Here is a 25,879-nt window from a genome sequence, read left to right as displayed (position 1 = left end):
TGCAAACCGCTAAAAATCCCTGTTGTTTTAACCCCCTCAATGCTAACGTCTGTTTTCCATCTCTTATTGAGCCCGTCGCATGAAAAACCTGATTGCGGAACTCCTGCTAAAACTGGCTGAGAAAGAAGAAGAGTCAAAAGAATTAGTGGTCCAGGTTGAGGCATTAGAAATTGTGCTGACCGCCATGCTGCGTAAGCTGGATCCTGAACAATTCAACGAGATTGCCGCGGGAATCGCCGTTGCGATGCCGCCGCTTGCTCCGGCTGCGGAAACGCCCGACACCACCCTGTTGCGTAATTACGTCGAAAAGCTGCTAAATCATCCCCGCGTATAAGCCTTATCTCTCCCTCTAAATAAGCTGTGGTGCTATCAACAGCTTTAACCGCAACGTCGGGCGAGGGAATATATTTTTTTCTGCATTGCTTATTTCCTGCCATGATTAAAAGGCAATAATTCTATGGAGATTCCGGCAATGAAATCGTGTCTTTTGGCAATGATAGCAGCAGGCCTGCTGTTGGCGGGCAATGCGGGTGCAGCAGAGAAAACGGCCCAGCAAAATAAAATGACCATGTGTAACCAACACGCTTCTTCTCAGGATTTAAAAGGGGACGCGCGTAAATCTTTCATGAGCGACTGTTTGAAAAAAGACAGTAAGATGGGCAGCATGACGCCGCAGCAAATGAAGATGAAAACCTGTAACACTGACGCGGCTGATAAAAAACTCAGCGGCGATGCACGTAAAACCTTTATGAGTTCCTGCCTGAAAAAAGCCTAACCGATTTATTCCTGTACTGAGGGTGCATACTGCGTATGCGCCCTTTTTAGTGCCTGCCTTTTATCTCCTCTTCGGGTCAGAAGAAAAAGTAATAGCCGGAGCGTCGTCACATTTTAAGCGCGGTAACGGTGCCAGGATGTATTAATCCTAGATAAGGACTAATTAAAAAATAACCTATCCTTCCCCTCGAACCGGGTTCTTTCGTTGGGCAGCTTTGACCTGTGGAGACTGCTATGAATGTGCTTGATTATGCTGTGATGGCGCTCTATGCGCTGATGATAGTGGCCATTACGCTCTGGGCGATGCGTAAAGTAGGCAGCACGCGAGATTTCTTCGCGGCAGGCGGAAAAATGCCCTGGTGGCTATCGGGCGTTTCACATCATATGTCCGGCTACAGTGCTGCGGTGTTTGTGGCTTATGCCGCGGTGGCTTACAACATGGGCATCACCATCTATTTCTGGTGGGCGTTTCCGATCTCGATTGCAGTCCTGATTGGGTCGCGGCTCTTCGCTCCACGCTGGGCACGGTTGCGAATTCATATGAATATCGAATCGCCGATGGAATATCTCGCTACGCGCTATAACCTGCCAACGCAAATGGTACTGGCGTGGAGTGGGGTGCTGCTAAAAACCTTCGACGTCGGCGCCAAATGGGCCGCCATTGCCGTGATCATCAATGTCTTTACCGGGTTAGATCCGTTAATTGGCATCTGTATTTCCGGGGCACTTAGCCTGTTTTATACCGTGATGGGCGGGTTGTGGGCCGACGCCTGTAATGACTTCGGTCAGTTTGTGGTGCAGTTCATCGCCGCGATTGTCATGGTGGTGGCCGTAGCGATGCATCTTGGCGGTTTCGGTGAACTGTTCAGCATCTGGCAGCATCTGCCTGCCACCCATACCGAGATCGTGCAGGAGCCGTATACGCTCGGTTTTATTCTGGCCTACTTTGTGATTTACACCCTGAGCTACAACGGTGGCACGTGGAATCTGGCACAGCGCTTCATCGCCGCGCCGGCGGGTCGTGATGCACGAAAAGCGGCACTGCTCTCGGCCGCACTTTACCTTATCTGGCCGCTGATTCTGTTCTGGCCGATGTGGGCAGCGCCGCTGCTGTTCCCTAATCTTAGCGATCCCTCCCGTTCTTACTCTGTGATGGCGATGGAGCTGCTGCCGAATGGCTTAATTGGATTAGTGCTGGTGGCGATGTTCACCCACACGCTGTCAATGACCTCATCGGATGCCAATGCCATCACGGCGGTGGTCACGCGTGACATCCTGCCCGGCATGCTGCCACACCGTTTTCAGCGCGGTAAAAGCTCGCTGTTAGTGGCGCGTCTGACGGCTTTTCTCTTCATCATCACCACCTTGATTATCGCCATGAACGCCAGCCGTTTCGGCGGAGTGCTGTCACTGCTGATTATCTGGTTCGGCGGATTAGTGGGGCCTATTTCGATCCCGATGCTTTTAGGCCTATTACCCGCATTTCGTCGCAGTGGCAGTGCCGCCGCGCTGGTGAGTTGGGCAGTGGGCGTGGGCACCTTTTTCTGCGTGAAATTTATCTTTACCGATGTCAGCACCGCCACTCAAGTGGCCGCACCTGTGATGTCATCGCTGGTGCTGTTTGTGGTCATGGGATGGCTGCGTCCCGCACCGGTGCGTCCGGAAGTTGACGCGCTGCTCGCGGCACTCAATCAGGATCAGGAAATGCCCGCCAGCACGCACTGGCCGAAAAGTCACAATGCTTCTCAGGAGGGATAGGAATGACGCTTTTACAACAGGGGAAGCGCGACCGCTTGTGGGTCAAGCGCTTCGCCCATCGTGATGCATTAGGTGCAGCGGCGGCACAGGACTGCATCGCGCATCTGCAGCTATTGCTGCAACAGCAGGCAGTGGTGCGGATGGTATTTGCTGCCGCACCCTCACAACGTGAGTTTCTCGCTGCACTGGCTGCCGCGCCGAATCTCGACTGGCAGCGCATCCACGCGTTTCATATGGATGAATACATTGGGCTGGATGAGGGGGCGCCGCAGCGATTCAGCCATTTTCTGCGTGAGCATCTGTTTGACCGGGTACAACCTGGCGAGGTACATCTCATTCCTTCGAGTGGCGATCCGGCGAAGATTTGTTGCGAATACGCCCGCAAGTTAGAGGCGGCGGCGATTGATGTAGTTTGTCTGGGCATTGGTGAAAATGGCCATCTGGCCTTTAACGATCCCCCGGTTGCGAATTTTAGCGATCCGCTGAGCGTCAAGGCCGTGGAACTGGATCATGCCTGTCGACAGCAGCAGGTTAACGACGGCTGTTTCGCCACGTTAGAGCAGGTGCCAACGCACGCGGTGACTTTGACCATTCCAGCGTTAATGCGCGGGGCCAGGCTGTATTGCATGGTGCCCGGATTAACTAAACGCGCTGCGGTGCAGGCAACATTGCACGACGCGATATCCACGGCTTGCCCGGCAACCCGGTTGCGGCAGCATCCCAACTGCACGCTGTATACCGACGCCGATGCCTGCGCGGAGGTGATTTTTGACTGAAACTCTGTTGCGTGGTCGCGATTACCGCACGCTGGACCCGATAGAACTCTACATGTGCGAAGGCACGCTGGCAGAAGTGCGATCGCTGCCCGAATCAGACAGCGATCTGATTCTGGCGCCCGGCCTGGTCGATCTGCAAGTTAACGGCTTTCAGGGGGTGGATTTTAATCACTTCCCCTTTAGCGAACAGGATGTGCTGCATGCCACGCACGCGTTGTGGCAACAAGGGGTCACCAGCTTTATGCCCACGGTGATCACCGCTCAGCCCGGAGAGATTACGCAAGCGTTGCAGCGGCTGGCCAGCGCCTGTGAGCACTATTCGGACGTCGCGCTGGCGGTGCCGGGTTTTCATCTGGAAGGGCCGTTTTTGTCACCGGAAGACGGCCCGCGTGGTGCGCATCCACGGGAGGCGATCTGTGCGCCGGATGTGTTCCTGTTTGAAAGCTGGCAACGAGCCGCGCAGCAGCGCATTCGTTTGCTGACGCTCTCACCGGAATGGCCGCAAAGCAGCGAGCTCATCCGGCATTGCGTGACGCAGCAAGTGCGGGTGGCGATTGGGCACACCTCGGCCTCTGCCGCGCAGATTCATGATGCGGTGCTGGCGGGCGCTTCGCTTTCAACTCATCTGGGCAATGGCGCACATCTGCAACTGCCGCGCCATCCCAATTACATCTGGCAGCAGCTGGCGGAGGATGCGCTGGCGGCCACGCTGATTGCTGATGGCGATCATCTGCCCGCAGAGGTATTGAAAGTCTTTTTACGGGCAAAAGGCGAGCAGGCGCTGCTGGTCAGTGATGTGACGTGCTTCGCCGGGCAGCTGCCGGGCATCTACGATTCGGCGATAGGCGGACGCGTGCAGCTCAGCGCGGAAGGGCGGCTGAGCATGGCGGATGCGCCACAGCTGCTGGCCGGTTCCGCACGTGGGCTGCTGGATGGCGTCAATTTCCTGCTGCGGCAAAAATTAGCCCCTTTGCAGCGGGCGATTGAGATGGCCTCGATTCGACCGGCGCAGCAGTTAGATTTGCCTCAGCAGCATGGCTTGTCACCCGGTGCACCAGCGGATCTCCTGCTACTGAAACCTCAGCCAGATAACAGCGTGGCGTTGGTGGCATGCATCAAACAAGGAAAAAAGGTGTGGCAAGCCGCTTCAGCCTGAAGCGTGATTTTATTTTTGCTCACTAACGGCGTGATAAGTAATAGCTTATTCGCCGTTACGCTTTGTTTCTCCAGCGAAATTCTCCTGCTTTGCCAGGCTTACTGTTTGTAGGGATTTAATGTCGTCAAATCCAATAACAACGCAGGAGGCTAATCGTGAGCTATCAATCTGTCGTGGAACTCAAGTCGCTGGCGCAGCGTAAGCCGACCAAATTCACCGTGGGTGATATCGATGTGGTGCTGATTCGTGATGGTGAGCGAGTACAGGCGCTGCAGGCAAAGTGCCCGCATGCAGGGGCACCGTTAGAGCAGGGCGCAATTTGCGGCGATAAGCTGGTGTGTCCTTGGCACAAGGCGGTATTTCAACTGCGCGATGGCAAAATGTGTGAGCCGCTGGCGCTGGCTAACCTTAAACGCTACCCGGTGCGTGTCGAACAGGGCAAGGTGCTGGTCAATCCGCAGGCGATGTCGCCTGCCAGTGCGCCTGCTGCTCAGGGTGAATCACCGGTGTGCGTGATTTTAGGTTCCGGAGCCGCAGGCAGTGCGGCGATCTGGACGCTACGAGATGAAGGCTTTAGCGGGCACATTATTTTGGTAGAGCGCGAATCTGCCGCCCCTTACGATCGCACCGCGCTGAGCAAATTTGTGCCTTCGGGAAAAATGGCGATCGAGGATGTGCCTAAACTCCTCAAGCCAGATGTACTGGGCTCGCTTCAGCGCATTCAGGGCGAGGTCGCGCAACTCAAGGCGCAGGATCAGACGTTGATTCTTGCTGATGGTCAGACAGTGAAATTTGATCAGCTACTTATTGCCAGCGGCGGTACTCCTCAGCCTCTTAATATCCCCGGTAAGGATTTGCAGGGTGTGCATCTGCTACGTTCGCTGAATCAGGCCGATGAACTGCTCAAACAGGTGGATGAGACACAGCAGTTGGTGATCATCGGCAATAGCTTTATCGGTATGGAGATGGCGGGTTCACTGCGCAATCAGGATGTGGATGTCACGGTGATTGCCCGTCACCCACTGCCGTTTGCAAAGCAGTTTGGTGAAGAGATTGGACGCCATTTTTACGAACTGCACCGCAGCAATGGGGTGAAATTTGTTGAGGGTGAGCCGGAAGCGCTGGAAGGCTATGAGCAGGTGCGTGCGGTGCGCCTGAAAGGGGGCAAATCTGTGCCAGCCAGTCAGGTGTTATTTGCCACAGGGGTGAAACCGGCGACGAATTTCATCCACGATTTGCCACTGCAGGACGATGGCAGCCTGCTCGCTGATGGGCAGCTACGCGTCGCAGAAAATATCTGGGTCGCGGGCGATATCGCCAGTTATCTTACGCCGCGTGGTCCGCAGCGCATTGAGCACTATCGTGTGGCACATCAGCAGGGACGTATCGCGGCACTCAATATGTTGGGCAAAGGGGTGATGTACGACCGCGTGCCGTTTTTCTGGACCGCGCACTACGGCACGCGCTACGAATATCTGGGCCATGCCGAAGAGTGGGACGACTACCGACTGCTGGGATCGCTTCAGGACAAAAGCTTTATCGCCTTTTATTGTCGTCAGGGCATCATCGCGGCCGTGTGTTCAGCTGGGATGTACACGCTGACGGCGGCGCTGGTGGAAACCATGCAGCAACCGATGACGCTGGCGCAAGGGCTGGCGATGTTTGAAGCGTATCAGGAGCAGGGCGCGTAAAGAGGTCTGCACAACATTGGGTGGATTCAGGTGCGCGGACATGCGCACCTGATGAAACCAAAATAGGTTATTGCTTACTTAATGCTTCGGACTTGGCCATGCACTGCTGCATCGCGTTGATCACCGCCGCGCGGAAGCCTTTCTCTTCCAGCACTTTCACCGCTTCGATGGTGGTGCCGCCGGGTGAGCACACCATATCTTTCAGTTCACCGGGGTGTTTGCCGGTTTCCAGCACCATCTGCGCGGAACCTTTTACCGCCTGTGCCGCGAACTGATAAGCCTGCGCACGCGGCATGCCGCCCAGCACGGCAGCATCCGCCATCGCTTCGATAAACATAAACACGTAGGCCGGAGCTGAACCACTTACGCCAACCACGGCATGAATCAGATATTCATTCACCACTGCCGCTTTGCCAAAGCTCTCGAAGATGCCGACGACTTCGTCGACTTCATGCTGCTCCACCAGTACGTTAGGCGTGATCGAAGTCATGCCTTCATTCACCAGCGATGGCGTATTCGGCATCACACGGATGATTTTGCGGTCGTGCCCCAGCACAGCGGCCAGCGAATCGAGGGTGACGCCGGCGGCAATCGACACCACGAGTGCATCTTTCTTCAGTTGGCCCGCGAGATCTTTCAGCACTTTGAGAATCACATTCGGTTTCACGGCACCAAACAGGATATCGACTTCACGTGCCAGGCTCTCTGGGCTTTCTGCCGCCGTCACGCCATATTGCTCAGCCATCGCCTGATTGGTGGCCGGTTTGCGGTCGCAAACCCAGATGTTAGCCGGGGCAATCAGCCCGCTGTTGACCAGTCCGCTGATAATAGCTTTCGCCATATTGCCGCAGCCGATAAACCCGATTTTCTTCTCCAGCATCGCTCTATCCTTTAAGTGGTTCATTTTCTCTTGCGAGTTAGCTTACGACAGCTGTGCTGAATAACAAGCCGCGTAAAAATATTTGCCATTCTGACGCAAGCGGGCAAGATCGCCTGCAATTCTGTGCGAAAAAGGAAAACACATGTCGATTTGGGTTGATGCCGATGCCTGCCCCAATGTCATCAAAGAAGTGCTGTACCGTGCTGCCGAACGCGCCAAAATCACCGTGACCTTTGTGGCGAATCAGCCGCTGCGCGTGCCGCCTTCGCCGTGGCTGAAAACGCTGCAGGTCGCGGCGGGGTTTGATGTCGCTGACAACGAAATCGTGAAGCGTGTGCAGCCGGGCGAGCTGGTGATCACCGGTGATATTCCGTTAGCGGCAGAAGTACTTGAGAAGGGCGCTGCGGCGTTGAATCCGCGGGGTGAGCGCTATTCACCGGATACCATTCGTCAGCGTCTGACCATGCGTGACTTTATGGAAACGATGCGAGCGAGTGGGGTGCAGAGCGGCGGCCCATCGGCGCTAAACCAACGTGACCGCCAGCTATTTGCTAACGAACTGGATAAATGGTTACGGCAACGCTAATCAGACGAAGCTGTCATCGTCGTCGTAGTCGCCACCGCCAAAGTCGCTGAAGTCGTTGTTATCCGCAAAGCTGTTGTTATCCCAGCTGGCGTTATCGTTAAGGAAGGCGTTGCTGCTGTCGTTACCGTTAAAGGTATCGAGGTTGTTGTCGCTACCGTTGAAGGTATCGAGATTGTTATCCACCTGCGGCAGTGCCGGTTCGTTAATGATATTCACGATCTCTTCCGGCTGTGAATGGTGGAACATGCTGGTGAGCATATCGGCCATCACAACACCACCGGCGACACCCACCGCGGTTTGCAGTGCACCACCGAGGAATCCAGTGCCGCGCGCAGGCGGAGCCGCATACTGCGGCTGTTGCTGCTGAGGCTGTGCATACGGCTGCTGAGGTTGCTGCGGCGCGCTGTTCCATACCGGCTGCTGCTGCTGTGGAGCTGACTGACGTGAACCGCCACCAAACAGGCTCGACAGGAAACCGCCGCTGCTCTGCTGAGGAGCTTGCTGCTGTTGTTGCTGAGCCTGGGCCAGGCGGTTCTCCAGATCGGTGACCTGGGCGTTAAGTTTCTTCAGCGCCGCTTCCTGGATCAAAATCGCCTGTGACATGTAGTAAGGCGCGCCTGGTTGGCTCTGTAAATGTTGTTTGATTAACTGCTCGGCACCGGCATCACGCGGTCCGCTCTGGGTTTCAGCCTGTTTCAGTCGGCTAAAGAGATTGTCGATTAACTGTTGTTCTTCATTCTGCATGGTGTGAACCTCCAATGATTCGTACCTCCTTATATGTGGTCAACGTGACAGAAAGTAAATCAATGGCCTGGTAAGGAAATGTTGCCCGCACTTACAAATAGGTTGATGCACGAAATACGCATCATTTAATCGTTAATAATCATATTGATAGTGAATTGAAGGCCGTAAATACGCGTAAATCGTGCTTCGCGGGTGGCTGATAAAATAAAATCCAGGTATCATGCGACGCAATATTGACCTGATGACCTTGCCCGTGCGGCATAAATACGGCGGAGGATGAGCCCGGATGTCATTACCCATCTATCTGATCGGCGCACGCGGTTGCGGTAAAACCACTATCGGCCAGGCCCTCTCTCAGGCGCTTGGCTATGCCTTTCGCGATACCGATCATAACCTGCAGCTCACCACTCAACGCACCGTGGCGGAAATCGTCGCGACTGAAGGCTGGGATAGCTTCCGTGCGCGCGAAACCGAGTCACTGCGTGCAGTGACCGCGCCGGCAACGGTGATCGCCACCGGCGGCGGCATGGTACTGGCTGAGGTGAATCGTCGCTTTATGCGCGAACATGGGCAGGTGATTTGGCTGAATGCCCCGTCGACGGTATTGGCCGATCGTCTCGAACGCCAACCTGAAGCTGCACAACGCCCGACGTTAACCGGCCGTCCGATTGCCGAAGAGATGAGCGATATTCTGCGTGAGCGCGCGCATCTTTACCGTCAGACCGCGCACCACGAAGTGAATGCCATGCAGGCGCCGGAACAAGTGGTTGATCAAATTCTTCAATGCCTTTCCCTGGCTCGCGCCAGCTAACCCCTTCAGATTTATCCCTCTTTTTTCTCGCGATCCTCCATTGTCTATACTGTGTTTAAGACAGGGGATCGCCGCTGTCTGTGTGGAAACCAGACATAAGAGGGAAATGTATGCCAACTAAACCACCGTACCCGCGAGAAGCGCGCATCGTTGCCGTCGAGAAAGGCGCGGCAGACAATACCGTGACCTGGTATGAATTACGCGCTGACCATCCGAAACCTGACTCACTGATCAGTGAACACAAAACCGAAGCGGAAGCGCAGGATGCGAAAGAGCGTTACGAAGACGCGGATAAAGAGTAATTCTCGCGGGCAAGGACGCCTTTTAATTATTGATAACTTTCCGTTGCTAAATAAAAATTTTCATCTGCCACAATATGGCCAATATACCCGCCTTAATCGCCATCCTTTTCTGCCATTCTGAGAACTTGCCTGATAACGTCACCCCATTTTCCGTTTGTGCCGTATTTTATGCTGCTGTGATTTGGCGCAAATTTAGCCGGTTCAAAATTTGCGCTTGACCCGATAAACGTAGCGAATTACTTTCATTGTATTGATATAGGAACTCGGTTCCATATAGTGAAACTAATGCCATGACCACTCTCGAAAACGCCGCTGCCGTACTGAAGCTTTTCCAGCGCTTTGGCGTGACGCAGGGCCATCCGGGCCTGACCTTCACCGAGGTGGTAGACGCGTTAGGATTACCGAAAAGTACCGTTTCGCGTCTGCTGGCGACCATGGAAAGTGAAGGATTGCTTGAGCGTGATCCGGATAGTCGCTGTTTTCAGATTGGTCGCGTGTTGCTTTCAGTTGCGGGGCACTACTTATCTACGCCGTTGGTGGATAGCGCTTCTGCGCCGATGGCACAACTGGCGGCCAGCAGTGGTTGTATGGGCTACATCTCCGTGCTGGATGGGCAAGACGTTCTGGTGATGCGCATGTATCACGGACGTTTTTTCACTCAGCTGGTTACGCCACCGGGCACACGCGTTTCCCTTTCCGGTACTTCGACCGGGCGCGTGCTGCTGGCACAGTTGAGTGATGACGAAGTGCGTGCGCGTTTTGCCGACAACTGGCAGGCCGCATCCGCGAACTCGCCGCTGGACATAGATGCACTCTGTAAAGAATTAGCGGTGATTCGCCAGCAAGGCTGGGCACTGGCACGCAATGAGACGTTGCCGGGCATCAGCTCACTGGCGGTGGCTGTCACCAATAAACATCGCGGCGAAAGTGCCGCACTGTGTCTCTCGTTTCTCTCGCAAGAAGCGGCCCCGGGTTATCCGGACGCGCTGCTCAGCGAATTGCGCTCTACGGCTGCATTGATGGCCGAGAAATACGGCGCATAACCTTATTTTCGATTTAAAGGCGTTTATTCGCGCCACACCAGGGAAATAGCAGGTCTTCGGACCTGCCTATTTCAAAAATCAGGGAACGATTTATAAAAAACGTTGGTGTCCCGCGTGTCGGGCATGAAACGTATTCGCGTTTTCTACAGGGTGAAAATACGGGGATAATATGCGTCAACATAATCCAATAAAGAGTTTTGGCGTGGGCTTAATGCTGGTTGTGCTCTCTGTTGCGGGTGCCATCATCGGAGTTCAGCTTATTACCACTATTGGGGTCACACCCAATACCTCAATTATCGGTGCGCTGTTTGCCATGTTGCTGGCGCGCATTCCTCTGCAATGGTTCCGTCGCTATCGCTCCATCGAAGTTCAGAACCTTGCACAAACCGCCATCTCCTCAGCCACTTTCGGCGCGGCCAACAGTCTGCTGATGCCGATCGCGGTGCCGTGGGCGCTGGGCGAACCGCAGTTGGTGTTGCCGCTGTTTGTCGGTGTCAGTGCAGCCATGCTTTTGGATGCCTACTTGTTGTACCGCTTGTTCGATACCCGCGTATTTCCGGCCAGTAATGCATGGCCTCCTGGCGTGGCAGCAGCGGAAGCCATCAAGGCCGGAGATAAAGGTGGCCGTCAGGCGTGGCTGCTGGTGGTCGGTATTGTCGGCGGCATCGCCGGTTCGATGCTGAAAATCCCCATGTCGGCGTTTGGTACCGCATTTATCGGCAACATCTGGGCGCTGAGCATGTTAGGTATTGGTTTCCTGCTGCGCGCTTATGCGCAACCGGTTGCTGGTATCGATATCAATGCGCTTTATATTCCTCACGGCATGATGGTCGGTGCAGGTTTAGTGGCGCTGATTCAGGTGGTACAGGTGATTGTCAGCCGTCGCAACGATCAGTTGAATGTCAGCCGCAGTGACAGCGAAGTGAAGCGTTCACTCGGTTTCGGCACCCTGGGCTACATCATTATTTCAACGCTACTGGCGCTGGCGGGCGGTTTATGGAGCCAGATGGGCTTGCCGATGCTGGTGCTGTTTATCGTTTATGCCGCGTTTGCTGCCTTTGTGCATGAGCTGATTGTCGGCATCGCCGCGATGCACTCGGGCTGGTTCCCGGCGTTTGCGGTGGCGTTGATTACCCTGATCCTCGGTATTCTGCTCAGCTTCCCACCGTTGGCGCTCTGCCTGCTGTGTGGCTTTACTGCCGCCACCGGACCGGCCTTTGCCGATATGGGCTACGACCTGAAAGCCGGCTTTATCCTGCGTGGTAACGGTGCCGATTTACAGAAAGAGCTGTGGGGCCGCCGCATTCAGCTTATCGCCGCCATGATTGCCTTTGTGATTTGTATTCCAGTGGTGTGGTACGCGCATAACTTGTTCTTCGCCGAAAACCTGCTGCCGCCAGTGGCCCGCGTTTACGCCAAAACCATTCAGGCCGGTGCTGAGCCTGGCATCGCGGGCAACCTGCTGATGTGGGCGATTCCGGGAGCCATTATTCAGTTTATCGGCGGGCCGAAGCGTCAATTAGGCGTATTGCTGGCGACCGGTTTGTTAATCAACAATGCCGCCGCAGGTTGGGCGGTGATGGTGGGGATCGCGCTGCGTATCCTGATCATTCGAGTGTGGGGCGAGCGTGGACGTTCACCGATGGAGGTGATGGCCGCAGGGTTTATTGCGGGCGACGCGCTGTACAGCTTCTTCCATTCACTTTTTGCCAGTAGCACCAAGAAATAACCCAGGGAATTCAATATGAGTTTACAGCAGACACTGCAGGTTTTTGAGTTACTCGACAGCGCCTACATCGACGGGCAACAGGTGGTGGATCTCTTCGCCAGTTATCCGGGCGTGAACGCCAGCTTCAAACGTGTGACCGGTCCTAAAGGACGTACTGATTTCGTGCGCATCGATATCCCGGGTTCGCAGGGCAAGAGCAAAGGCGGAACCGCGCCCACGCTGGGCATTGTCGGTCGTTTAGGTGGCATCGGTGCGCGTCCGACGCGTATCGGTATGGTGTCAGATGCGGATGGTGCAGTCGCGGCGGTAAGCAGTGCGCTGAAACTGGCTCAGATGCAGACCAAAGGCGATGTGCTGGCGGGTGACGTGATTATCACCACCCACATCTGCCCGGATGCGCCAACCCGTCCGCATGAGCCGGTGGATTTCATGGATTCGCCTTGCGATGACATCACCATGAATGACAACGAAGTGATCGACGGTGTTGACGCGATTCTCTCCATCGATACCACCAAGGGTAACCGCATTCTCAATCACAAAGGCTACGCGCTGTCGCCGACCGTGAAAGAGGGTTATATCCTGCGCGTATCAGAAGATCTGTTGCGCATCATGGAGATGACCAGCGGTAAGCCTGCGGTGACCTTCCCGATCACCACCCAGGACATCACACCTTACGGCAACGGTGTTTATCACCTGAACAGCATCCTGCAGCCGTCAACCGCCACCGATGTGCCTGTGGTGGGTGTGGCAATTTGCGCGGAATCAGTGGTGCCAGGTTGCGGCACCGGTGCCAGCCATGAAGTCGATATCGCGGCGACCGTGAAGTTTGCGGTGGAAGTGGCGAAAGAGTTTGGCCGTGAAACCTGTCAGTTCTATGACAAGCAAGAGTATGCGTTACTACACTCTCTGTATGGTAGTCTCAGCCACCTGCGTACGCGGAAAGCCTAATGATGAAACAGTCCCTGGTTACCTTAACGATTGGTCAATCCCCGCGTAGCGACATTTTGCCGCTGCTGCAGGATCATCTACCGGAAGAGCTGGTCGCCCATGCAGGGTTACTTGATGGCCTGACACTCGCCGAGGTGGAGCAGTTTTATGCACCGGAAGCGGGTGAGAAAGTGCTGGTTTCGCGGATGATCACTGGCGAGCAGGTGCGCCTGTCGGGGCCAAAAGTTGAGCAGGGGCTGCAGCGTAAAATTAATGCGCTGGAAGAGCAGGGATACGACACGATTTTGCTGTTGTGCACCGGTGAGTTTGGCACGCTGAAGACGCAAAAAGCCTTGCTGCTGGAGCCGGATCGTATTATCCCCCCGCTGGTTAAAGCCATTGTGCAGCAGCATAAAGTGGGCATTGTCGTGCCGGTAGAAGAGCAAATCGCCGAGCAGGCCAATAAGTGGCGCAATCTCAACACCGCGCCATGCTTTGCCGTCGCCAGCCCTTATCTGGCGCAGCAAAATGATTTGATCGAGGCGGGCCTGTCGCTGCAAGAGCAGGGCGCGGATGTGGTGGTGCTCGACTGTATTGGCTACCATCAGAAGCACCGGGATTTCCTGCAAAAAATGCTGGGTATTCCGGTGCTGTTATCCAATGTGCTGGTGGCGAAGTTAGCAGCAGAATTGATCCTCTGACTGAGGCCGATCACAACTCGTGTTCTAAGCTGCTTTTTCGCGTGACAGATCAGCGAGTTCCCTTGTAATCTGCCAGACACCATAATGTGCTGTGAGGAAGTAACATGCTCAACGTAAGTGAGTATTTCGACGGAAAAGTGAAATCCATTGGTTTCGACAGCGTAACCATTGGCCGTGCCAGCGTTGGCGTGATGGCGGAAGGTGAATACACCTTCGGTACAGGACAGCCGGAAGAGATGACGGTCGTGAGCGGCGCACTGAAAGTGCTGCTGCCAGGTGAAACCGAGTGGAAATGGTACGAAGCGGGTTCCGTGTTTAACGTGCCCGGCAGCAGCGAATTCCACTTGCAGGTGGCTGAGCCAACGTCTTATCTGTGCCGCTACCTGTAAACGCTGACTTTCAGCATGAGTCATCATTAAACCGGGAATGCTTTTAGCATTCCCGGTTTCTTTTTGGCTTCAGCATAGCCAGGTGTGGGGGTAATCGACTCAGGCTTTAGCGCTGGGCTTCGCCGCCTAATGCTTCCACCAGATTACTGATCAACGCGGCCAGTTCGCCGGTCATCAGGGTGAAATCGGCATCAAAGCGCATGGCGAAATCTTCGCGGTCGATATCGTCATTCTGCTCACGCAGCGTGTCGCTGAACTTCAGACGCTTGATCGAGGCATCGTCGGCAATCACCAGCTGAATGCGTTCCTGCCAGTCCAGAGCCAGTTTAGTGACGACTTTACCGGCTTCAATGTGGGTGGCGATCTCATCGGAAATCAGATCCTGTTTCTTACAACGGATCACGCCGCCGTCTTCAAGAATCGCTTTCAGCTCAGCTTCATCCATCAGCGCGAAACCGGCTGGCAGTTCACCTGAACGCACCCATTCGGTCAGCGTTAACTCAATCGGATTTTCCAGCGTCAGCGGCACCACCGGCAGTGAACCGATGCTTTTACGCAGCAGCGCTAAGGTGTCTTCGGCTTTTTTAGCGCTGGCGCAATCGACGATGATCAGGTTGTTAACGGTATCGATCCACATAAAAGTCTGGCTGAAACGGCTAAACGCGCGTGGCAGCAGGCTGTGCAGCACTTCATCTTTCAGCGAGTCTTTCTCGGTCTTCTTCAGCTTGCGGCTCTGTTCCGCTTCCAGCTTATCGATCTTCGCTTCCAGCGCTTGCTTCACTACTGGCGAAGGCAGGATTTTCTGCTCGGTGCGCGCGCAAATCACGATCTGACCATTGATTTCATGCGTCAGCGCTTCACCGCGGTTGCCCATCGGTGAGACCCAGCCGGTTTTCGCCATATCCTGACTGCCGCACGGGGAAAACGTGAAGGCGTCGAGCTGTTTTTCCAGATCGTCTGCGGACAGCGGGATGTCACGATTCAGACGATAAACCATCATATTTTTAAACCACAACATCGGGATTCCTTACCGTGGGTGCGATCGGGCGCACAAGTCTCAAAGTCAGCGCGCATGATAGCGAAACATCGGATGGGTTTCATTGCCTTTCCCGATTCAGCCTTCTACTGTATCTGTCACCTGAACGAATAATGAGGAATAAATCGTGCGTATTGGGATTGATTTAGGCGGTACCAAGATTGAAGTGATTGCGCTCTCCGATCAGGGGCAAGAGCTGTTCCGTCACCGCGTCAATACCCCGCGCGATGACTATGCCGCCACGGTGCAGGCGATTGTCGACTTAGTGCTACTGGCAGAAGAGAAAACCGGTGAAAAAGGCACGGTCGGCATTGGCATTCCTGGCACCATTTCGCCGTACACCCAGCGGGTGAAAAACGCCAACTCTACCTGGCTCAACGGCCAGCCGCTGGACAAGGATCTGGCCGAGGCGCTGAATCGTGACGTGCGCATCGCCAATGACGCGAATTGTTTGGCGGTTTCTGAGGCGGTAGACGGTGCAGGCGCGGGTCAGCCGCTGGTGTTTGCGGTGATCATCGGCACCGGTTCGGGCGCTGGCGTGGCAATTGGCGGTGAATCGCGTATTGGCGGTAATGGCAATGCGGGCGAGTGGGGGCATAATCCGCTGCCGTGGATGGATGAAGATGAACTGCGCCATCGCGAAGAAGTGCCGTGCTATTGCGGCTTGCAGGGCTGCATTGAGACCTTTGTATCGGGCACGGGCTTTGCCATCGATTATCAACGTTTGAGCGGCAAAGCATTGAAGGGCGCAGAGATCATCAAGCTGATTGAGCAGCAGGATCCGGTGGCAGAGCTGGCGATGAGCCGTTACGAAATGCGCTTGGCCAAATCGCTGGCGCAGGTGGTGAATTTGCTCGATCCGGATGTGATCGTGCTGGGCGGCGGCATGAGTAATAACGATCGTCTTTACCAGACGTTGCCAACGTTGATGAAGCAGTGGGTGTTTGGTCGCGAGTGTGAAACGCCGGTGTTGAAAGCGGTACACGGCGATTCCAGCGGTGTGCGTGGCGCTGCATGGCTGTGGCCGCTGAAATCGTAAGAAAGGTCGCTTCCATAGCGACCTTTGGACAGGGGCGCAGGTTTGCGCCCCTGCAATTTAACCATTACTCACCCATCAACATCGCATCCTGCGGTGCATTCTGACGCTGAGTTTTGGTCGCCAGGAAGTAGATATATCCCACCACCATAATCCCCACGAACAGGCCGCCAATCACCGGGTTGAACCACAGCATGGCAATCAGACACACCAGTGACAGCACCAACGCAATGCCCGGAATAATCGGATAACCCGGCGCGCGGAAGCTGCGTTCCATCTCGGGTGCCGTGCGACGAAGCTTGAACAGGCTCAGCATACTCATCAGGTACATCACGATGGCACCAAACACCGCCATGGTGATCATCGCTGCCGTCAGCGTCATGCCCTGCAGGTTAATCAGCCCATCGCTGTAAATCGCCGCAATACCGATTACTCCACCGGCAATAATCGCCCGGTGCGGTGTCTGGAAGCGTGACAGTTTTGCCAGACCCTGTGGCAGATAACCCGCGCGCGCCAGAGCAAAGAACTGACGTGAATAGCCAAGAATAATGCCGTGGAAGCTGGCGATCAGGCCAAACAAACCAATCCACACCAGCATATGCATCCAGTTTGAATGTTCGCCGACGATCATCTTCATCGCCTGCGGCAGCGGATCGTTGATGTCTGACAGCTTGCGCCAGTCGCCTGCGCCGCCGGCCAGCAGCATCACGCCAATCGCCAGTACCACCAGCGTCAGAATGCCGGTGATGTAGGCCTTGGGAATGGTGCGTTTCGGATCTTTAGCCTCTTCGGCGGCCATGGCAGCGCCTTCAATGGCGAGGAAGAACCAGATGGCAAACGGAATGGCGGCGAAGATACCCGAAAGGGCGGGCATGCCGAAGTGATCGCTACCCGCCCAGCCGTTGGCGGCAAAGTTAGCGATACTGAAGCCCGGTGAAACCACGCCCATAAACACCAGTAGTTCCAGTACCGCCAGCACTGTGACCACCAGCTCAAACATCGCCGCCAGCTTCACGCCGAGGATATTGAGTGTCATAAACACCAGATAGGCACCCACGGCGGCGGTTTTCGGATTGAGATCGGGGTACTGCACGTTGAGATAGGCGCCAATCGCCATGGCAATCGCCGGCGGGGCAAACACAAATTCAATCAGCGTCGCCAGACCGGCAATCAAACCGCCAGTTTCACCAAAGGCGCGGCGGCTGTAAGCAAACGGGCCACCGGCGTGTGGAATGGCGGTAGTCAGTTCGGTAAAGCTAAAAATGAAGCAGGTATACATGGTGGCGATCAGCGCGGTGGTGATCAGGAAACCCAATGTGCCCGCCACGCCCCAGCCATAACTCCAGCCAAAATACTCCCCGGAAATTACCAGTCCAACCGCGATACCCCACAAATGCAGAGTGCCCAGCGTGGGTTTGAGCTTACTCGTCATAATCGTCTCCCCGTCGTGATTGTTATGCGGCGGCTGCACCGCGCTGTTTTGTTCTATGCACTACAGTGAAGTGATAATGCCGCCGCCCGCTGCGGGAAAACTTGACGCGGGCGCAGTGAGTTTTGTCCTCCACGGTCAACTCTGAGGCAAGAAAAGTGCCAGATGTACGCTGCGGTCAACTTTGGGTTATCTGCGGTCAAGCAGTCAGGACGCCGTCATCCCATGCTGATAACACTTGCTTCCCTAAAGATTGATGCTGGAGAGAGATGAATGAGCGCGAAACAATCCGATTCCCTGACCGATGCTGCAATGGCGCTATTGGCACAGCAGGCGCTGGCCTGTTACCCCGCGCCATTCCACGGCGAGCTGAAGCTACTTTGTCGCTCGGAAAACGCCACCTTTCTGCTGCTGGCGGGCGGAAAGCGTTATGCGTTGCGCCTGCATCGACCTGACTATCACAGCAAAGCCGATATCCAGAGTGAGCTACTGTGGCTCGACGCGCTGCGTGAGATTGGCATTATGGTGCCGCAGGCGATTCCGGCCAGTGATGGCGAATCGGTGCTGACAATAGCCATGCCCGATGGCGGCGTGCGGCACGCGGTACTGTTCCACTGGATCGAGGGCGAGATGCCCACCACCGATGTCGATCCCAAAGCCTTCCAGCAGCTCGGACACATCACTGCGCGCCTGCATCAGCACAGCCGCAGCTGGCAAAAGCCGGCTGGCTTCCAGCGCATCATCTGGGATCATCACACCATGGTCAGCGATCGCAGCCACTGGGGGCGCTGGCAGGATGCACCGAACCTGAATCCGGCCGATCACGGTATCGTGGCTGAGGCCGTGGCGCGTGTCGGGCTGGAGCTGCAAGACTTTGGCAAAGGCACGGATCGTTATGGCTTAATCCACGCTGATCTGCGCCTCACTAATCTGCTACTGCACAAAGGTGAAACCCGGGTGATCGACTTCGATGACTGCGGCATGGGCTGGTATCTGCACGATCTGGCGGCGGCGATCAGCTTTGTCGAGCATCATTCGCGTGCGGCCGAGTGGGTGGATAACTGGATCCAGGGCTACGAGCGTGTCGCGCATATCAGCGATCAGGAGATGGCGCTGGTGCCGACGCTGCTGATCCAACGCCGCATCCAGATGACCGCATGGATGGGCACACACGCGGACACCGAGATGGCGCTGAGCCTGGGGCCGCGCTGGGCCGATCACTCCGTGCGTCTTTGCCGTCGCTATCTGGAAACCAATCTGCTGCCGGTCGGTGTTTGAGTTGCACCAGTAGCGAGCAGCACTGCGTCGTAGCGGCGCAATTCATTGCGCTCTGTGAGATGACATTCACGCCGTTGCGCGGCAAATTGCGCCGCTATGATCTGAACGGAGAGCGGGCGCGGCCTAACAGGATGCCATTGGACCTATTGGCCGCGTGTGCATCAATGCGCTTGCCAGGGAATACTCCCGATCCTTGCCGGGTCGTCATTGATGACGACCTCGCCGAGCGTCATGGTACGAATCTTGCTGGATCCCTCCATTAGTTTCACTCGCGCGATCCCTGTGAGGTTCCGATGCAATCACTGATGACTCCCTCTGAAGCGTACAGTTCGCTATCAGCTCAGGCCAACAACCGTGGCGTGCTGGCCGCAGCGGCCACCGGCTTAAGCACCTTTATCACCGACAAAGGCGGTGATGTTGATCGTATTTTTGGTATCAGCGGCATTGATTCCGAGTTGCTGGCCAGCCCCACGCTCAGTCTCGGCCTGGTGAACTACTGCCGTGTGATGGAAGAAGCGGCGCGCCACTCTGGTTTTGATAACTTCGGTTTGCATTACGGCAAGCAGTTCAAACCGCAGTCATTAGGGCTGATTGGCTACATCGGCTTATGTTCACCGACGCTGGAGCAGGCGCTGCACAACGTGGTGAATGCCTTTCCCTGGCATCAGCACGATACGCTGACGCGTCTCATCGATAAAGGCGACTGCTGGCGACTGGATTATCAGGTGCGGCATGGGGCGATATTGTCGCGTCGGCAGGATGCAGAGTTGACGCTCGGCATGTTCCTCAATCTGATCCGTCACGTGGCAGGCAAAAACTGGGCGCCGCGTGAGGTACACTTTGAGCATCCGCGCCCGGAACAGTGGCACGAGCACTGCAAAGTGTTTGATGCGCCGGTGTGGTTCGATCAACCGTTCAACTCACTGCTGATCCCAAAACGCGATCTGCTGCGCGCCATGCCGGAGCAGGATCCTATGCTGCTGATGGTCATGCAGGATGCCATTCGCCGTCTGAACAGCAGCGCTTCACTGCAAAGCGTGGTGGAGCAGGCGCGTTCGCAGGTCAACTTATCGTTGATGCAGGGCGAACCGGTGCTGGAAGAGATCGCGGATAAAATGGGGCTGTCGAGCTGGTCGCTGCAACGGCGGCTGCGCGAAGAGGGCATCAGCTTCACCGCGCTGGTGGATAAAGTGCGTTGCGAAATGGCCACGCACTACCTGCAACAGAAGCAGTTGCCGATCTCGGAGATGGCGCTGCTGCTGGGCTATTCCGAAGTCAGTGCGTTTTCACGCGCTTTCCGGCGCTGGTTTGGCATCAGCCCGCGCCAGTGGCGCCAGGATGGGCTGGCGAGTTAGCCTGATGCGGCGCGAAGCCGAACCACGCGGGTTGGGTGCGGTCTGGCGGCGGCGGTAAACCTTTCGACTGACCTATCAACTGCCAGGCGCGCAGGCACAGCGTTTCATCACCTTGCGTCTGCGTGACCGCATAACGTCCGCTGTTTTGCCACTCCAGCCGCACCATACATTGCTGTCCGGCGTAATGTGCCGCGTCGGTAAACTGCCGGTTGAGCTGGTGCTGCATCTCATCAGCCCACTTGCAGGATGCGCTGCCAGGTTCACTCTGAGGCTGACACAAATTGGTCATACTTTCCGTGGGATGCGATGGGGCATGCTGGCAGGCGCTGAGCAGGGTGCTCAACAACAACGTGCCAGCAACGCGGTGAAATAAGTTCATCTGTATGCCCGGATTTGCAAAACATGGGGCCAGTGTACTGAGCAGTAAGGGGATTGCTATGGCATTTCTCTGACTCTGATTAGATCCAGACTTTTTCGCAGAACAGTTCGCACGTGACACAGCCGAATAGGCAGGGGCGGCCGGAAAGCCGCACCCTGCCAAAGCAGGCCCAATTTATGGCAAGGCGAAAGATTATTCCCCCGGCAGCTCCAGCTTGCTGTAGCCCAATCCATTCATCTTACGCACCCTGATCTGCACCGGGATGCGCTCTTTCATCGCTTCAACGTGACTGATCACGCCGATGGTTTTACCGCTGGCGTTTAATGCGTCGAGGGCATCCAGCGCGGTGTCGAGCGTTTCGGCGTCCAGCGTGCCGAAACCTTCATCAAGGAACAGCGATTCAATGCGCGTTTTGTGGCTGACCAGATCTGACAGCGCCAGCGCCAGCGCGAGGCTCACGAGGAAACTCTCGCCGCCGGAGAGCGTGCGAGTATCGCGCGTGGCATCGGCTTGCCAGGTATCGACCACTTCCAGCTCCAGCTCATCCGTTACGCGGCGCTGCAACAGGTAGCGTCCGTGTAAGCGATCCAACTGACGGTTCGCCAGCCATACCAGATGATCGAGCGTTAATCCCTGAGCGAAGCGGCGGAATTTATCGCCTTTGGCTGAACCGATTAAATCATTGAGGCGACCCAGTTGTGTCAGCTCCACCTCGTCATGGGCAATTTGCGTCAGTAACGCTTGCTGCTGCTGGCGCTGCTGGGCGTCGCTGTGCAACTGCTGCTGTGCTTCACCCTGCTGGCGGGCATTGTCGCGCAGGGCCAGACGCAGAGATTCCAGCTGTTCAGCGATAACCGCCGCCACTTTGTCACTCAGGGCAGCAGGGCGCTGTTGCTGATGGGCAGTGACGCGCTGTGCCAGCTGTTGGCGCAGGGTAATCTGCTGCTGACGCTGTTGCTCCAGGGCTTGCAGGTGCTGGCGCAGATGCTGAATGTCCTGTTCGTCCAGTAACGCGCTGCGCAATGCCTGCTCATCGGCGAAATCGCTCTGCTGGAGTGCGCTGTTAAACGCCGTTTCCGCCGCCTGCATACGCAGATGTATGGCCTGAAGTTGGCTATCAATCTGCTCACACTGACCATTCAGGCTGTGCAGCTGACTTTGTGCCTGCTGCCACAGTTGTAACTGCTGCGCCAGCGCCTGTTCGCACTGTTGCAGCAAGGCCTGCTGCTGCTGGCGTGCGATGCTCACCTGGCGATCGCCAAACAGTTGCTGACGCTGCTGCTGCTGTTCTGCGTGCTGCTGTTGCAGGCTGCTGAGCGCGTGCTGCAATGTCTCCAGCTGCTGCTGCTCGCGCGTCAGGTTACCTTGCAGGTTGTTCTGCTCGCTGTCGGCTTTAACCAGCTGCGGCTGGAGCTCGGCCAGCATGCGCTCACTCTGTTGCCAGGTTTGCCAGCGCTGCTGCAACGTAGCCAGCCAACTGGCACGGGCATCGCGATCGGGCAGCGTAAACCGATGTGCCGCCAACTGCTGTTCCAACTGCAGCGCTAACTGCTGCCAGGCGCTGTGCTCCTGAGTTTCCCGCTGATTCAGTTCATCAAGCGTTTGCTGCAGGTTATTCAGCTGCTGTTGCGCCAGTAGTTGTGCGCTTTGCTGCTGTTGCCACTGCTGTTGCTGTAACAGATGCGAATCTTTGGCCTGTTGTAGCGCTTGCGCCGCCTTTTCGCGTTGCTGGAGTTGCTGCTGCTGTGTGGCTTCCTGCGCATCTTGCAGCTGCTGCCACGCCGTAAAGGCTTCCTGCTGATCTAGCGTGCAGGTAAGTGCCAGCTCACCGCTGAAACCTTGCCACTGCTCGCGTGCCACTGCGAGTTGCTGCTCGAATTCGGCGATCTCCTGTTGCAGCACCTGCTGCTGTTGCAGCGAGAGCTTTTGCTGTTCACTTTTCGCCGTGCCTGATTCTTTGAGCTTGTTAACCAGCACTTCCTGTGCCGCCAGCCGCTGCTGGTTTTCACCCGGTTGTAATTGCTGATACTGCGCAACAGCCGGATGCTGGCACGAACCGCAAAGCGGGCAGGGCTGATCGGGCTGCAGCCGGGCGCGTTCATCAGCCAGCTGTGCAATGGTACGCTCCAGCTCGCAGATTTTGCGGAGATCGAGCAGCGTCTGGTTCTCACGTTTGTAATCGTCGCGCAGCGCCTGCAAAGCGCGTTCGTCTTGCTGATGCTGTTGCTGCAACAGCGTCAGTTTTTGTTGCCGCTGTTGCAGCTGAGGCTGCAACGACTGCCAGCGCGCCGCCAGTAAGCTGAGCTGATGGCGTGCCGCTCGCTGATGTTGATGCTGTGCCAATGCTGCACGCAGTGAGGTGCTGCTGATTTCGGTTTCAAGTGAAGTGAGTGCCTGCTCCGCTTGCTGACGTTGCTGGCTGGCCTGCGCCTCAGCCTGCTGCAGAGGTTGCAACGCGCGATCACCCTCGGCAATCGCCTGCTGCTGTTGTGTCAGCTGCGCGTTTTGCTGCTGCTGTTGCGCACGAAGTTGCGTCAGCGCCTGTTCGCGTTCATCGAAACGAGCAATATCCGCCTGCCAACGCGTCAGTTCCGGCCCCCAGTGCGCCACCGCCGCTTCACGGCTGCGAAACGTCTCCTGCTCTGCCAGCTGCTGTTGTAAGCGCTCACGGGTTAGCTGATGCTGGCTGAGTGCGTACTGGCTTTGCTGCAATGTCTGTGACTGTTGCGCATGGAGACGCTGCTGTTCCGCCAACTGCTGCGCGCGGCTGGCGAGCTGTTGGTCGATCGGAATCACCTGTTCGGTGAGCAAGGTTTCCAGCTGCTGCTGATCGGCGAGTGCCTGCTCACGCGCCTGCTGTGCCGTCTGATAACTTTTTTCACCCTGCAGCAGCGCGGTTTGCGCATCTTGCTGCTGAGTGTGCAACTGCTGCGCCTGCCGGGTTGCGAGCTGTTGATCTTGTTGTAACTGCTCGCGCTGCTGGAGTTTTTCTCGCAGCTTTTCAGCCGGCTCCGCGCGTGCCAGGCGCTGACGATCGCTTTCCGCCTGCTGCCATGCCTGTTCGGCATCCTGGTTCGCCTGTTCGGCTTGCTGCTGCTCCTGCGCCAGCTGCTGCGAGTGCGTCAGCCACTGTTGTTGCTGTTGCGCTTGCTCAAGCTGATCGCTCAGCGTTTTTTCTTGCGCCGTCAATGCTTCAACCTGCTGCATCAGTTCTGTGCGACGCACTTCATCCAGCAACAGCATGCCGCCCGCCCGCGCGCGCAAGGTCTCCAGATCGCTGCGTGCGGTGCGCCAGCGCTCGTAAATCTGCATCGAGATTTGGCCATATATCTCTGTGCCGGTCAGTTCTTCCAGCAGTTCGGCGCGATCGCCCGGTTTGGCGTTGAGGAAGGCGGCAAACTGGCCTTGCGACAGCATCATCGAGCGGGTGAAACGGTCAAAATCGAGGCCGGAGAGCGTTTCGATGAGCTTGAGTTTGTCGCTGACCTTATCAGCCACAATCTGGTTATCCGCCACCCGCGCCAGTTCGACGCGCGGTGCCTGCAATTTGCCGTCGGCCTGGCCGCGCGCGCGGTTCTGGCTCCAGAAGGCACGCCAGGCTTCCCCTTTAACCTCAAATTCGACTTCTGCCAGACATTCGGCGGTGTCACGGGTAATCAGTTCGTTTTGCGTCTGCGACAGTACGCCGAGGCGCGGCGTCTGGTGATACAACGCCAGGCAGATAGCATCCAGCAGTGTGGTTTTCCCCGCGCCGGTTGCGCCGGTAATGGCAAACAATCCGTTGCTGGCAAAGGGTTCACGACGGAAATCGATAAACCATTCACCGCGCAGCGCATTGAGGTTTTTAAAACGTAACGTCAGGATTTTCATGCGGACGGGTTCTCCAGCGCGGCGAGGGTAGTGCGAAATAACTGCGTCAATTGTTCAGCCTGCTCGGCGTCTAACTGATCTTCCTGCGCCAGGCGACGAGCAAACACCTCTTCGACTTTCAACTCACTCAGGGTTTCGTTATCCATGCGCGCCAGGCTGCGCTGGCGCTGCTCTCGGCTGCGGCGCACCAGCAGCACTTCCACCGGCAATGCTTCAGTCAGTTGCTCAACACGGCGCTGCAAATCGCTGAGATATTCCTGCGTGGTGATTTCAATATCGAGCCAGACGGGCTGCTCGCGGTCTCCCTCGCTAAATTCACTCAGCTGTTGTTCAATCTCCGCCATTGAGCCTTTTAACATCTGCATCGGCTGGAACAGCGGGATCGGTAGCGCCGTGACGCTATTCAGCTGAGCGCCAAACTCCAGCAGGAACACGCTTTTATCACGTCCCAGTTCATCAAAGCTGAGCGGAATCGGTGAACCGCTGTAACGAATATGTTCACTGTCAGCAATACGCTGCGCACGGTGAATGTGGCCCAGGGCAATGTAATCCGCGGCGGGAAACGCCTGCGCCGGGAAGGCATCCAGCGTGCCGATATAGATATCGCGCACCGAGTCGCTTTTGGTCACGCCAACAGTGGTGAGATGGCCGGTGGCAATAATGGGAAGTGTGCGATCTGCGCGTTCGGCCAGCGCTGCGGCATAACACTGCTGGTAATGCTGCTCAATCGCTTCAAGCAGTGAGATCTGTTTCTCGCGCCCGGATTGTCCCGCCTGGCTGCGCAAAATATCGCGTGGACGCAAATAGGGAATCGCACACAACAACGCCCCCGGCGTGCCATCGCGCTGATGCAGCGTCAGCACCTGCTGTTCGCCCTGTGGCGTGGCGCTGGTGATCACTCGCGTATTTAAACAGGCGAGTAACTCGCGTGATTCATTCAGGGTAGCGACGGAATCATGGTTGCCCGCCAGCACAATCAGCTGGCACTGTGTCGGTTGCAGCGCGACCACGAAGCGGTTAAACATTTCACGCGCATAGCTTGGTGGCGAACCGGTATCAAACAGGTCTCCCGCGATGATCAGCGCATCCACCTGATGCTGGGTAATCTGGTCCAGCAACCACTCCAGGAAGGCCTGATGCTCGGCCGCCCGGCTTTTGCTGTAAAAGAATTGACCGAGATGCCAATCCGCGGTGTGAATAATGCGCATGAATACTCCCTGCTTCGTTAA

Annotated in this window: 24 protein-coding genes; 17 read left to right on the top strand and 7 right to left on the bottom strand. The window is 56.2% G+C overall.

Features of this window, described 5'->3' with window-relative positions; genetic code table 11:
• Positions 1-79 precede the first annotated feature (79 nt).
• The 6 genes from iraP to LBW88_RS21670 all read left to right on the top strand — a co-directional run bounded on the left by iraP (position 80) and on the right by LBW88_RS21670 (position 6,155).
• Positions 80-334, top strand: coding sequence for an anti-adapter protein IraP (gene iraP / locus LBW88_RS21695; RefSeq protein ID WP_224934186.1), 255 nt, complete (start codon positions 80-82; stop codon positions 332-334).
• 138 nt (positions 335-472) lie between these two features.
• On the top strand, positions 473-775 hold the full coding sequence (locus tag LBW88_RS21690; protein ID WP_034830548.1) for a PsiF family protein: 303 nt from the start codon (positions 473-475) through the stop codon (positions 773-775).
• A 233-nt stretch (positions 776-1,008) separates the two neighbouring features.
• Positions 1,009-2,532 (top strand): sodium:solute symporter family protein, encoded by a 1,524-nt coding sequence (locus LBW88_RS21685; protein ID WP_224934185.1) that lies wholly within the window; start codon positions 1,009-1,011, stop codon positions 2,530-2,532.
• A 2-nt stretch (positions 2,533-2,534) separates the two neighbouring features.
• A complete protein-coding gene (locus LBW88_RS21680) occupies positions 2,535-3,308 on the top strand; it encodes a 6-phosphogluconolactonase (RefSeq protein WP_224934184.1) in 774 nt (257 codons plus the stop codon).
• Complete coding sequence (locus LBW88_RS21675; RefSeq protein WP_224934183.1) at positions 3,301-4,464, top strand: N-acetylglucosamine-6-phosphate deacetylase; 1,164 nt, start codon at positions 3,301-3,303, stop codon at positions 4,462-4,464. Before LBW88_RS21680 ends, LBW88_RS21675 begins: the two co-directional genes overlap by 8 nt.
• 155 nt (positions 4,465-4,619) lie before the next feature.
• Positions 4,620-6,155, top strand: coding sequence for an FAD-dependent oxidoreductase (locus LBW88_RS21670; protein ID WP_224934182.1), 1,536 nt, complete (start codon positions 4,620-4,622; stop codon positions 6,153-6,155).
• Between the two features lie 67 nt (positions 6,156-6,222).
• On the opposite strand, the gene proC is transcribed toward LBW88_RS21670, so the two are convergent.
• Positions 6,223-7,035 carry a pyrroline-5-carboxylate reductase gene (gene proC / locus LBW88_RS21665; RefSeq protein ID WP_224934181.1) on the bottom strand — a complete coding sequence of 271 codons (813 nt, stop codon included), beginning with the start codon at positions 7,033-7,035 and terminating at the stop codon, positions 6,223-6,225.
• A gap of 142 nt (positions 7,036-7,177) precedes the next feature.
• On the opposite strand from proC, the gene LBW88_RS21660 reads away from it, so the two are divergent.
• Positions 7,178-7,621: a YaiI/YqxD family protein gene (locus tag LBW88_RS21660; protein ID WP_034830508.1), complete on the top strand. Its 444-nt coding sequence runs from the start codon at positions 7,178-7,180 to the stop codon at positions 7,619-7,621.
• Here the strand turns inward: LBW88_RS21660 and LBW88_RS21655 are convergent, their stop codons facing one another.
• Positions 7,622-8,365, bottom strand: coding sequence for a DUF2076 domain-containing protein (locus tag LBW88_RS21655; protein ID WP_224934180.1), 744 nt, complete (start codon positions 8,363-8,365; stop codon positions 7,622-7,624).
• A gap of 286 nt (positions 8,366-8,651) precedes the next feature.
• Between LBW88_RS21655 and aroL the strand changes: the two genes are divergently transcribed.
• The 7 genes from aroL to ppnP all read left to right on the top strand — a co-directional run bounded on the left by aroL (position 8,652) and on the right by ppnP (position 14,267).
• Positions 8,652-9,176, top strand: coding sequence for a shikimate kinase AroL (gene aroL, locus LBW88_RS21650; RefSeq protein ID WP_224934179.1), 525 nt, complete (start codon positions 8,652-8,654; stop codon positions 9,174-9,176).
• A gap of 110 nt (positions 9,177-9,286) precedes the next feature.
• Complete coding sequence (locus LBW88_RS21645; protein ID WP_100702230.1) at positions 9,287-9,478, top strand: YaiA family protein; 192 nt, start codon at positions 9,287-9,289, stop codon at positions 9,476-9,478.
• Positions 9,479-9,768: 290 nt separating this feature from the next.
• Complete coding sequence (locus LBW88_RS21640; RefSeq protein ID WP_224934178.1) at positions 9,769-10,521, top strand: IclR family transcriptional regulator; 753 nt, start codon at positions 9,769-9,771, stop codon at positions 10,519-10,521.
• Between the two features lie 169 nt (positions 10,522-10,690).
• Positions 10,691-12,250 carry an OPT/YSL family transporter gene (locus LBW88_RS21635; protein WP_224934177.1) on the top strand — a complete coding sequence of 520 codons (1,560 nt, stop codon included), beginning with the start codon at positions 10,691-10,693 and terminating at the stop codon, positions 12,248-12,250.
• A 15-nt stretch (positions 12,251-12,265) separates the two neighbouring features.
• Positions 12,266-13,198 carry a DUF1177 domain-containing protein gene (locus LBW88_RS21630; RefSeq protein WP_224934176.1) on the top strand — a complete coding sequence of 311 codons (933 nt, stop codon included), beginning with the start codon at positions 12,266-12,268 and terminating at the stop codon, positions 13,196-13,198.
• A gap of 2 nt (positions 13,199-13,200) precedes the next feature.
• A complete protein-coding gene (locus tag LBW88_RS21625; protein ID WP_224934253.1) occupies positions 13,201-13,878 on the top strand; it encodes an AroM family protein in 678 nt (225 codons plus the stop codon).
• A 104-nt stretch (positions 13,879-13,982) separates the two neighbouring features.
• Entirely contained in the window at positions 13,983-14,267 is a 285-nt protein-coding gene (gene ppnP / locus LBW88_RS21620; protein ID WP_224934175.1) for a pyrimidine/purine nucleoside phosphorylase, read from the top strand.
• Positions 14,268-14,373: 106 nt separating this feature from the next.
• Here ppnP and rdgC read toward each other — a convergent pair whose 3' ends face one another.
• On the bottom strand, positions 14,374-15,285 hold the full coding sequence (gene rdgC, locus LBW88_RS21615) for a recombination-associated protein RdgC (protein WP_224934174.1): 912 nt from the start codon (positions 15,283-15,285) through the stop codon (positions 14,374-14,376).
• Between the two features lie 145 nt (positions 15,286-15,430).
• Here rdgC and mak point away from each other — a divergent pair, with 145 nt between their 5' ends.
• Complete coding sequence (mak, locus tag LBW88_RS21610) at positions 15,431-16,342, top strand: fructokinase (protein WP_224934173.1); 912 nt, start codon at positions 15,431-15,433, stop codon at positions 16,340-16,342.
• Positions 16,343-16,406: 64 nt separating this feature from the next.
• Here the strand turns inward: mak and eat are convergent, their stop codons facing one another.
• The gene (gene eat / locus LBW88_RS21605; protein ID WP_224934172.1) at positions 16,407-17,771 is read right to left on the bottom strand and encodes an ethanolamine permease; all 1,365 of its coding nucleotides are present in this window, start codon (positions 17,769-17,771) and stop codon (positions 16,407-16,409) included.
• A gap of 270 nt (positions 17,772-18,041) precedes the next feature.
• On the opposite strand from eat, the gene LBW88_RS21600 reads away from it, so the two are divergent.
• Positions 18,042-19,046 (top strand): phosphotransferase enzyme family protein, encoded by a 1,005-nt coding sequence (locus LBW88_RS21600; protein WP_224934171.1) that lies wholly within the window; start codon positions 18,042-18,044, stop codon positions 19,044-19,046.
• Between the two features lie 293 nt (positions 19,047-19,339).
• Positions 19,340-20,401, top strand: a complete 1,062-nt coding sequence (locus LBW88_RS21595; RefSeq protein ID WP_224934170.1) for an AraC family transcriptional regulator — start codon at positions 19,340-19,342, stop codon at positions 20,399-20,401.
• On the opposite strand, the gene LBW88_RS21590 is transcribed toward LBW88_RS21595, so the two are convergent.
• The 3 genes from LBW88_RS21590 to sbcD form a co-directional block, all read right to left on the bottom strand.
• A complete protein-coding gene (locus LBW88_RS21590; RefSeq protein ID WP_224934169.1) occupies positions 20,361-20,780 on the bottom strand; it encodes a cell envelope integrity TolA C-terminal domain-containing protein in 420 nt (139 codons plus the stop codon). The genes LBW88_RS21595 and LBW88_RS21590 overlap by 41 nt on opposite strands.
• 192 nt (positions 20,781-20,972) lie before the next feature.
• A complete protein-coding gene (locus LBW88_RS21585) occupies positions 20,973-24,650 on the bottom strand; it encodes an SbcC/MukB-like Walker B domain-containing protein (RefSeq protein ID WP_224934168.1) in 3,678 nt (1,225 codons plus the stop codon).
• The gene (gene sbcD / locus LBW88_RS21580; RefSeq protein WP_224934167.1) at positions 24,647-25,858 is read right to left on the bottom strand and encodes an exonuclease subunit SbcD; all 1,212 of its coding nucleotides are present in this window, start codon (positions 25,856-25,858) and stop codon (positions 24,647-24,649) included. Before sbcD ends, LBW88_RS21585 begins: the two co-directional genes overlap by 4 nt.
• Positions 25,859-25,879 lie beyond the last annotated feature (21 nt).

The organism is Pantoea sp. alder81 (assembly GCF_020179835.1).
In the GTDB taxonomy this organism is placed as follows: Bacteria; Pseudomonadota; Gammaproteobacteria; order Enterobacterales; family Enterobacteriaceae; genus Pantoea.
The sequence above is the reverse complement of the archived record's forward strand: the minus strand, read 5'-3'. Positions and strand labels throughout refer to the sequence as shown.

What these genes read in the sequence shown, in the direction of transcription:
- iraP (WP_224934186.1), top strand. Translation starts at nt 80, where the DNA reads ATGAAAAACCTGATTGCGGAACTCCTGCTAAAACTGGCTGAGAAAGAA.
- LBW88_RS21690 (WP_034830548.1), top strand. Translation starts at nt 473, where the DNA reads ATGAAATCGTGTCTTTTGGCAATGATAGCAGCAGGCCTGCTGTTGGCG.
- LBW88_RS21685 (WP_224934185.1), top strand. Translation starts at nt 1,009, where the DNA reads ATGAATGTGCTTGATTATGCTGTGATGGCGCTCTATGCGCTGATGATA.
- LBW88_RS21680 (WP_224934184.1), top strand. Translation starts at nt 2,535, where the DNA reads ATGACGCTTTTACAACAGGGGAAGCGCGACCGCTTGTGGGTCAAGCGC.
- proC (WP_224934181.1), bottom strand. Translation starts at nt 7,035, where the DNA reads ATGCTGGAGAAGAAAATCGGGTTTATCGGCTGCGGCAATATGGCGAAA.
- LBW88_RS21660 (WP_034830508.1), top strand. Translation starts at nt 7,178, where the DNA reads ATGTCGATTTGGGTTGATGCCGATGCCTGCCCCAATGTCATCAAAGAA.
- LBW88_RS21655 (WP_224934180.1), bottom strand. Translation starts at nt 8,365, where the DNA reads ATGCAGAATGAAGAACAACAGTTAATCGACAATCTCTTTAGCCGACTG.
- aroL (WP_224934179.1), top strand. Translation starts at nt 8,652, where the DNA reads ATGTCATTACCCATCTATCTGATCGGCGCACGCGGTTGCGGTAAAACC.
- LBW88_RS21645 (WP_100702230.1), top strand. Translation starts at nt 9,287, where the DNA reads ATGCCAACTAAACCACCGTACCCGCGAGAAGCGCGCATCGTTGCCGTC.
- LBW88_RS21640 (WP_224934178.1), top strand. Translation starts at nt 9,769, where the DNA reads ATGACCACTCTCGAAAACGCCGCTGCCGTACTGAAGCTTTTCCAGCGC.
- LBW88_RS21635 (WP_224934177.1), top strand. Translation starts at nt 10,691, where the DNA reads ATGCGTCAACATAATCCAATAAAGAGTTTTGGCGTGGGCTTAATGCTG.
- LBW88_RS21630 (WP_224934176.1), top strand. Translation starts at nt 12,266, where the DNA reads ATGAGTTTACAGCAGACACTGCAGGTTTTTGAGTTACTCGACAGCGCC.
- LBW88_RS21625 (WP_224934253.1), top strand. Translation starts at nt 13,201, where the DNA reads ATGAAACAGTCCCTGGTTACCTTAACGATTGGTCAATCCCCGCGTAGC.
- ppnP (WP_224934175.1), top strand. Translation starts at nt 13,983, where the DNA reads ATGCTCAACGTAAGTGAGTATTTCGACGGAAAAGTGAAATCCATTGGT.
- rdgC (WP_224934174.1), bottom strand. Translation starts at nt 15,285, where the DNA reads ATGTTGTGGTTTAAAAATATGATGGTTTATCGTCTGAATCGTGACATC.
- eat (WP_224934172.1), bottom strand. Translation starts at nt 17,771, where the DNA reads ATGACGAGTAAGCTCAAACCCACGCTGGGCACTCTGCATTTGTGGGGT.
- LBW88_RS21600 (WP_224934171.1), top strand. Translation starts at nt 18,042, where the DNA reads ATGAGCGCGAAACAATCCGATTCCCTGACCGATGCTGCAATGGCGCTA.
- LBW88_RS21595 (WP_224934170.1), top strand. Translation starts at nt 19,340, where the DNA reads ATGCAATCACTGATGACTCCCTCTGAAGCGTACAGTTCGCTATCAGCT.
- LBW88_RS21590 (WP_224934169.1), bottom strand. Translation starts at nt 20,780, where the DNA reads ATGAACTTATTTCACCGCGTTGCTGGCACGTTGTTGTTGAGCACCCTG.
- LBW88_RS21585 (WP_224934168.1), bottom strand. Translation starts at nt 24,650, where the DNA reads ATGAAAATCCTGACGTTACGTTTTAAAAACCTCAATGCGCTGCGCGGT.
- sbcD (WP_224934167.1), bottom strand. Translation starts at nt 25,858, where the DNA reads ATGCGCATTATTCACACCGCGGATTGGCATCTCGGTCAATTCTTTTAC.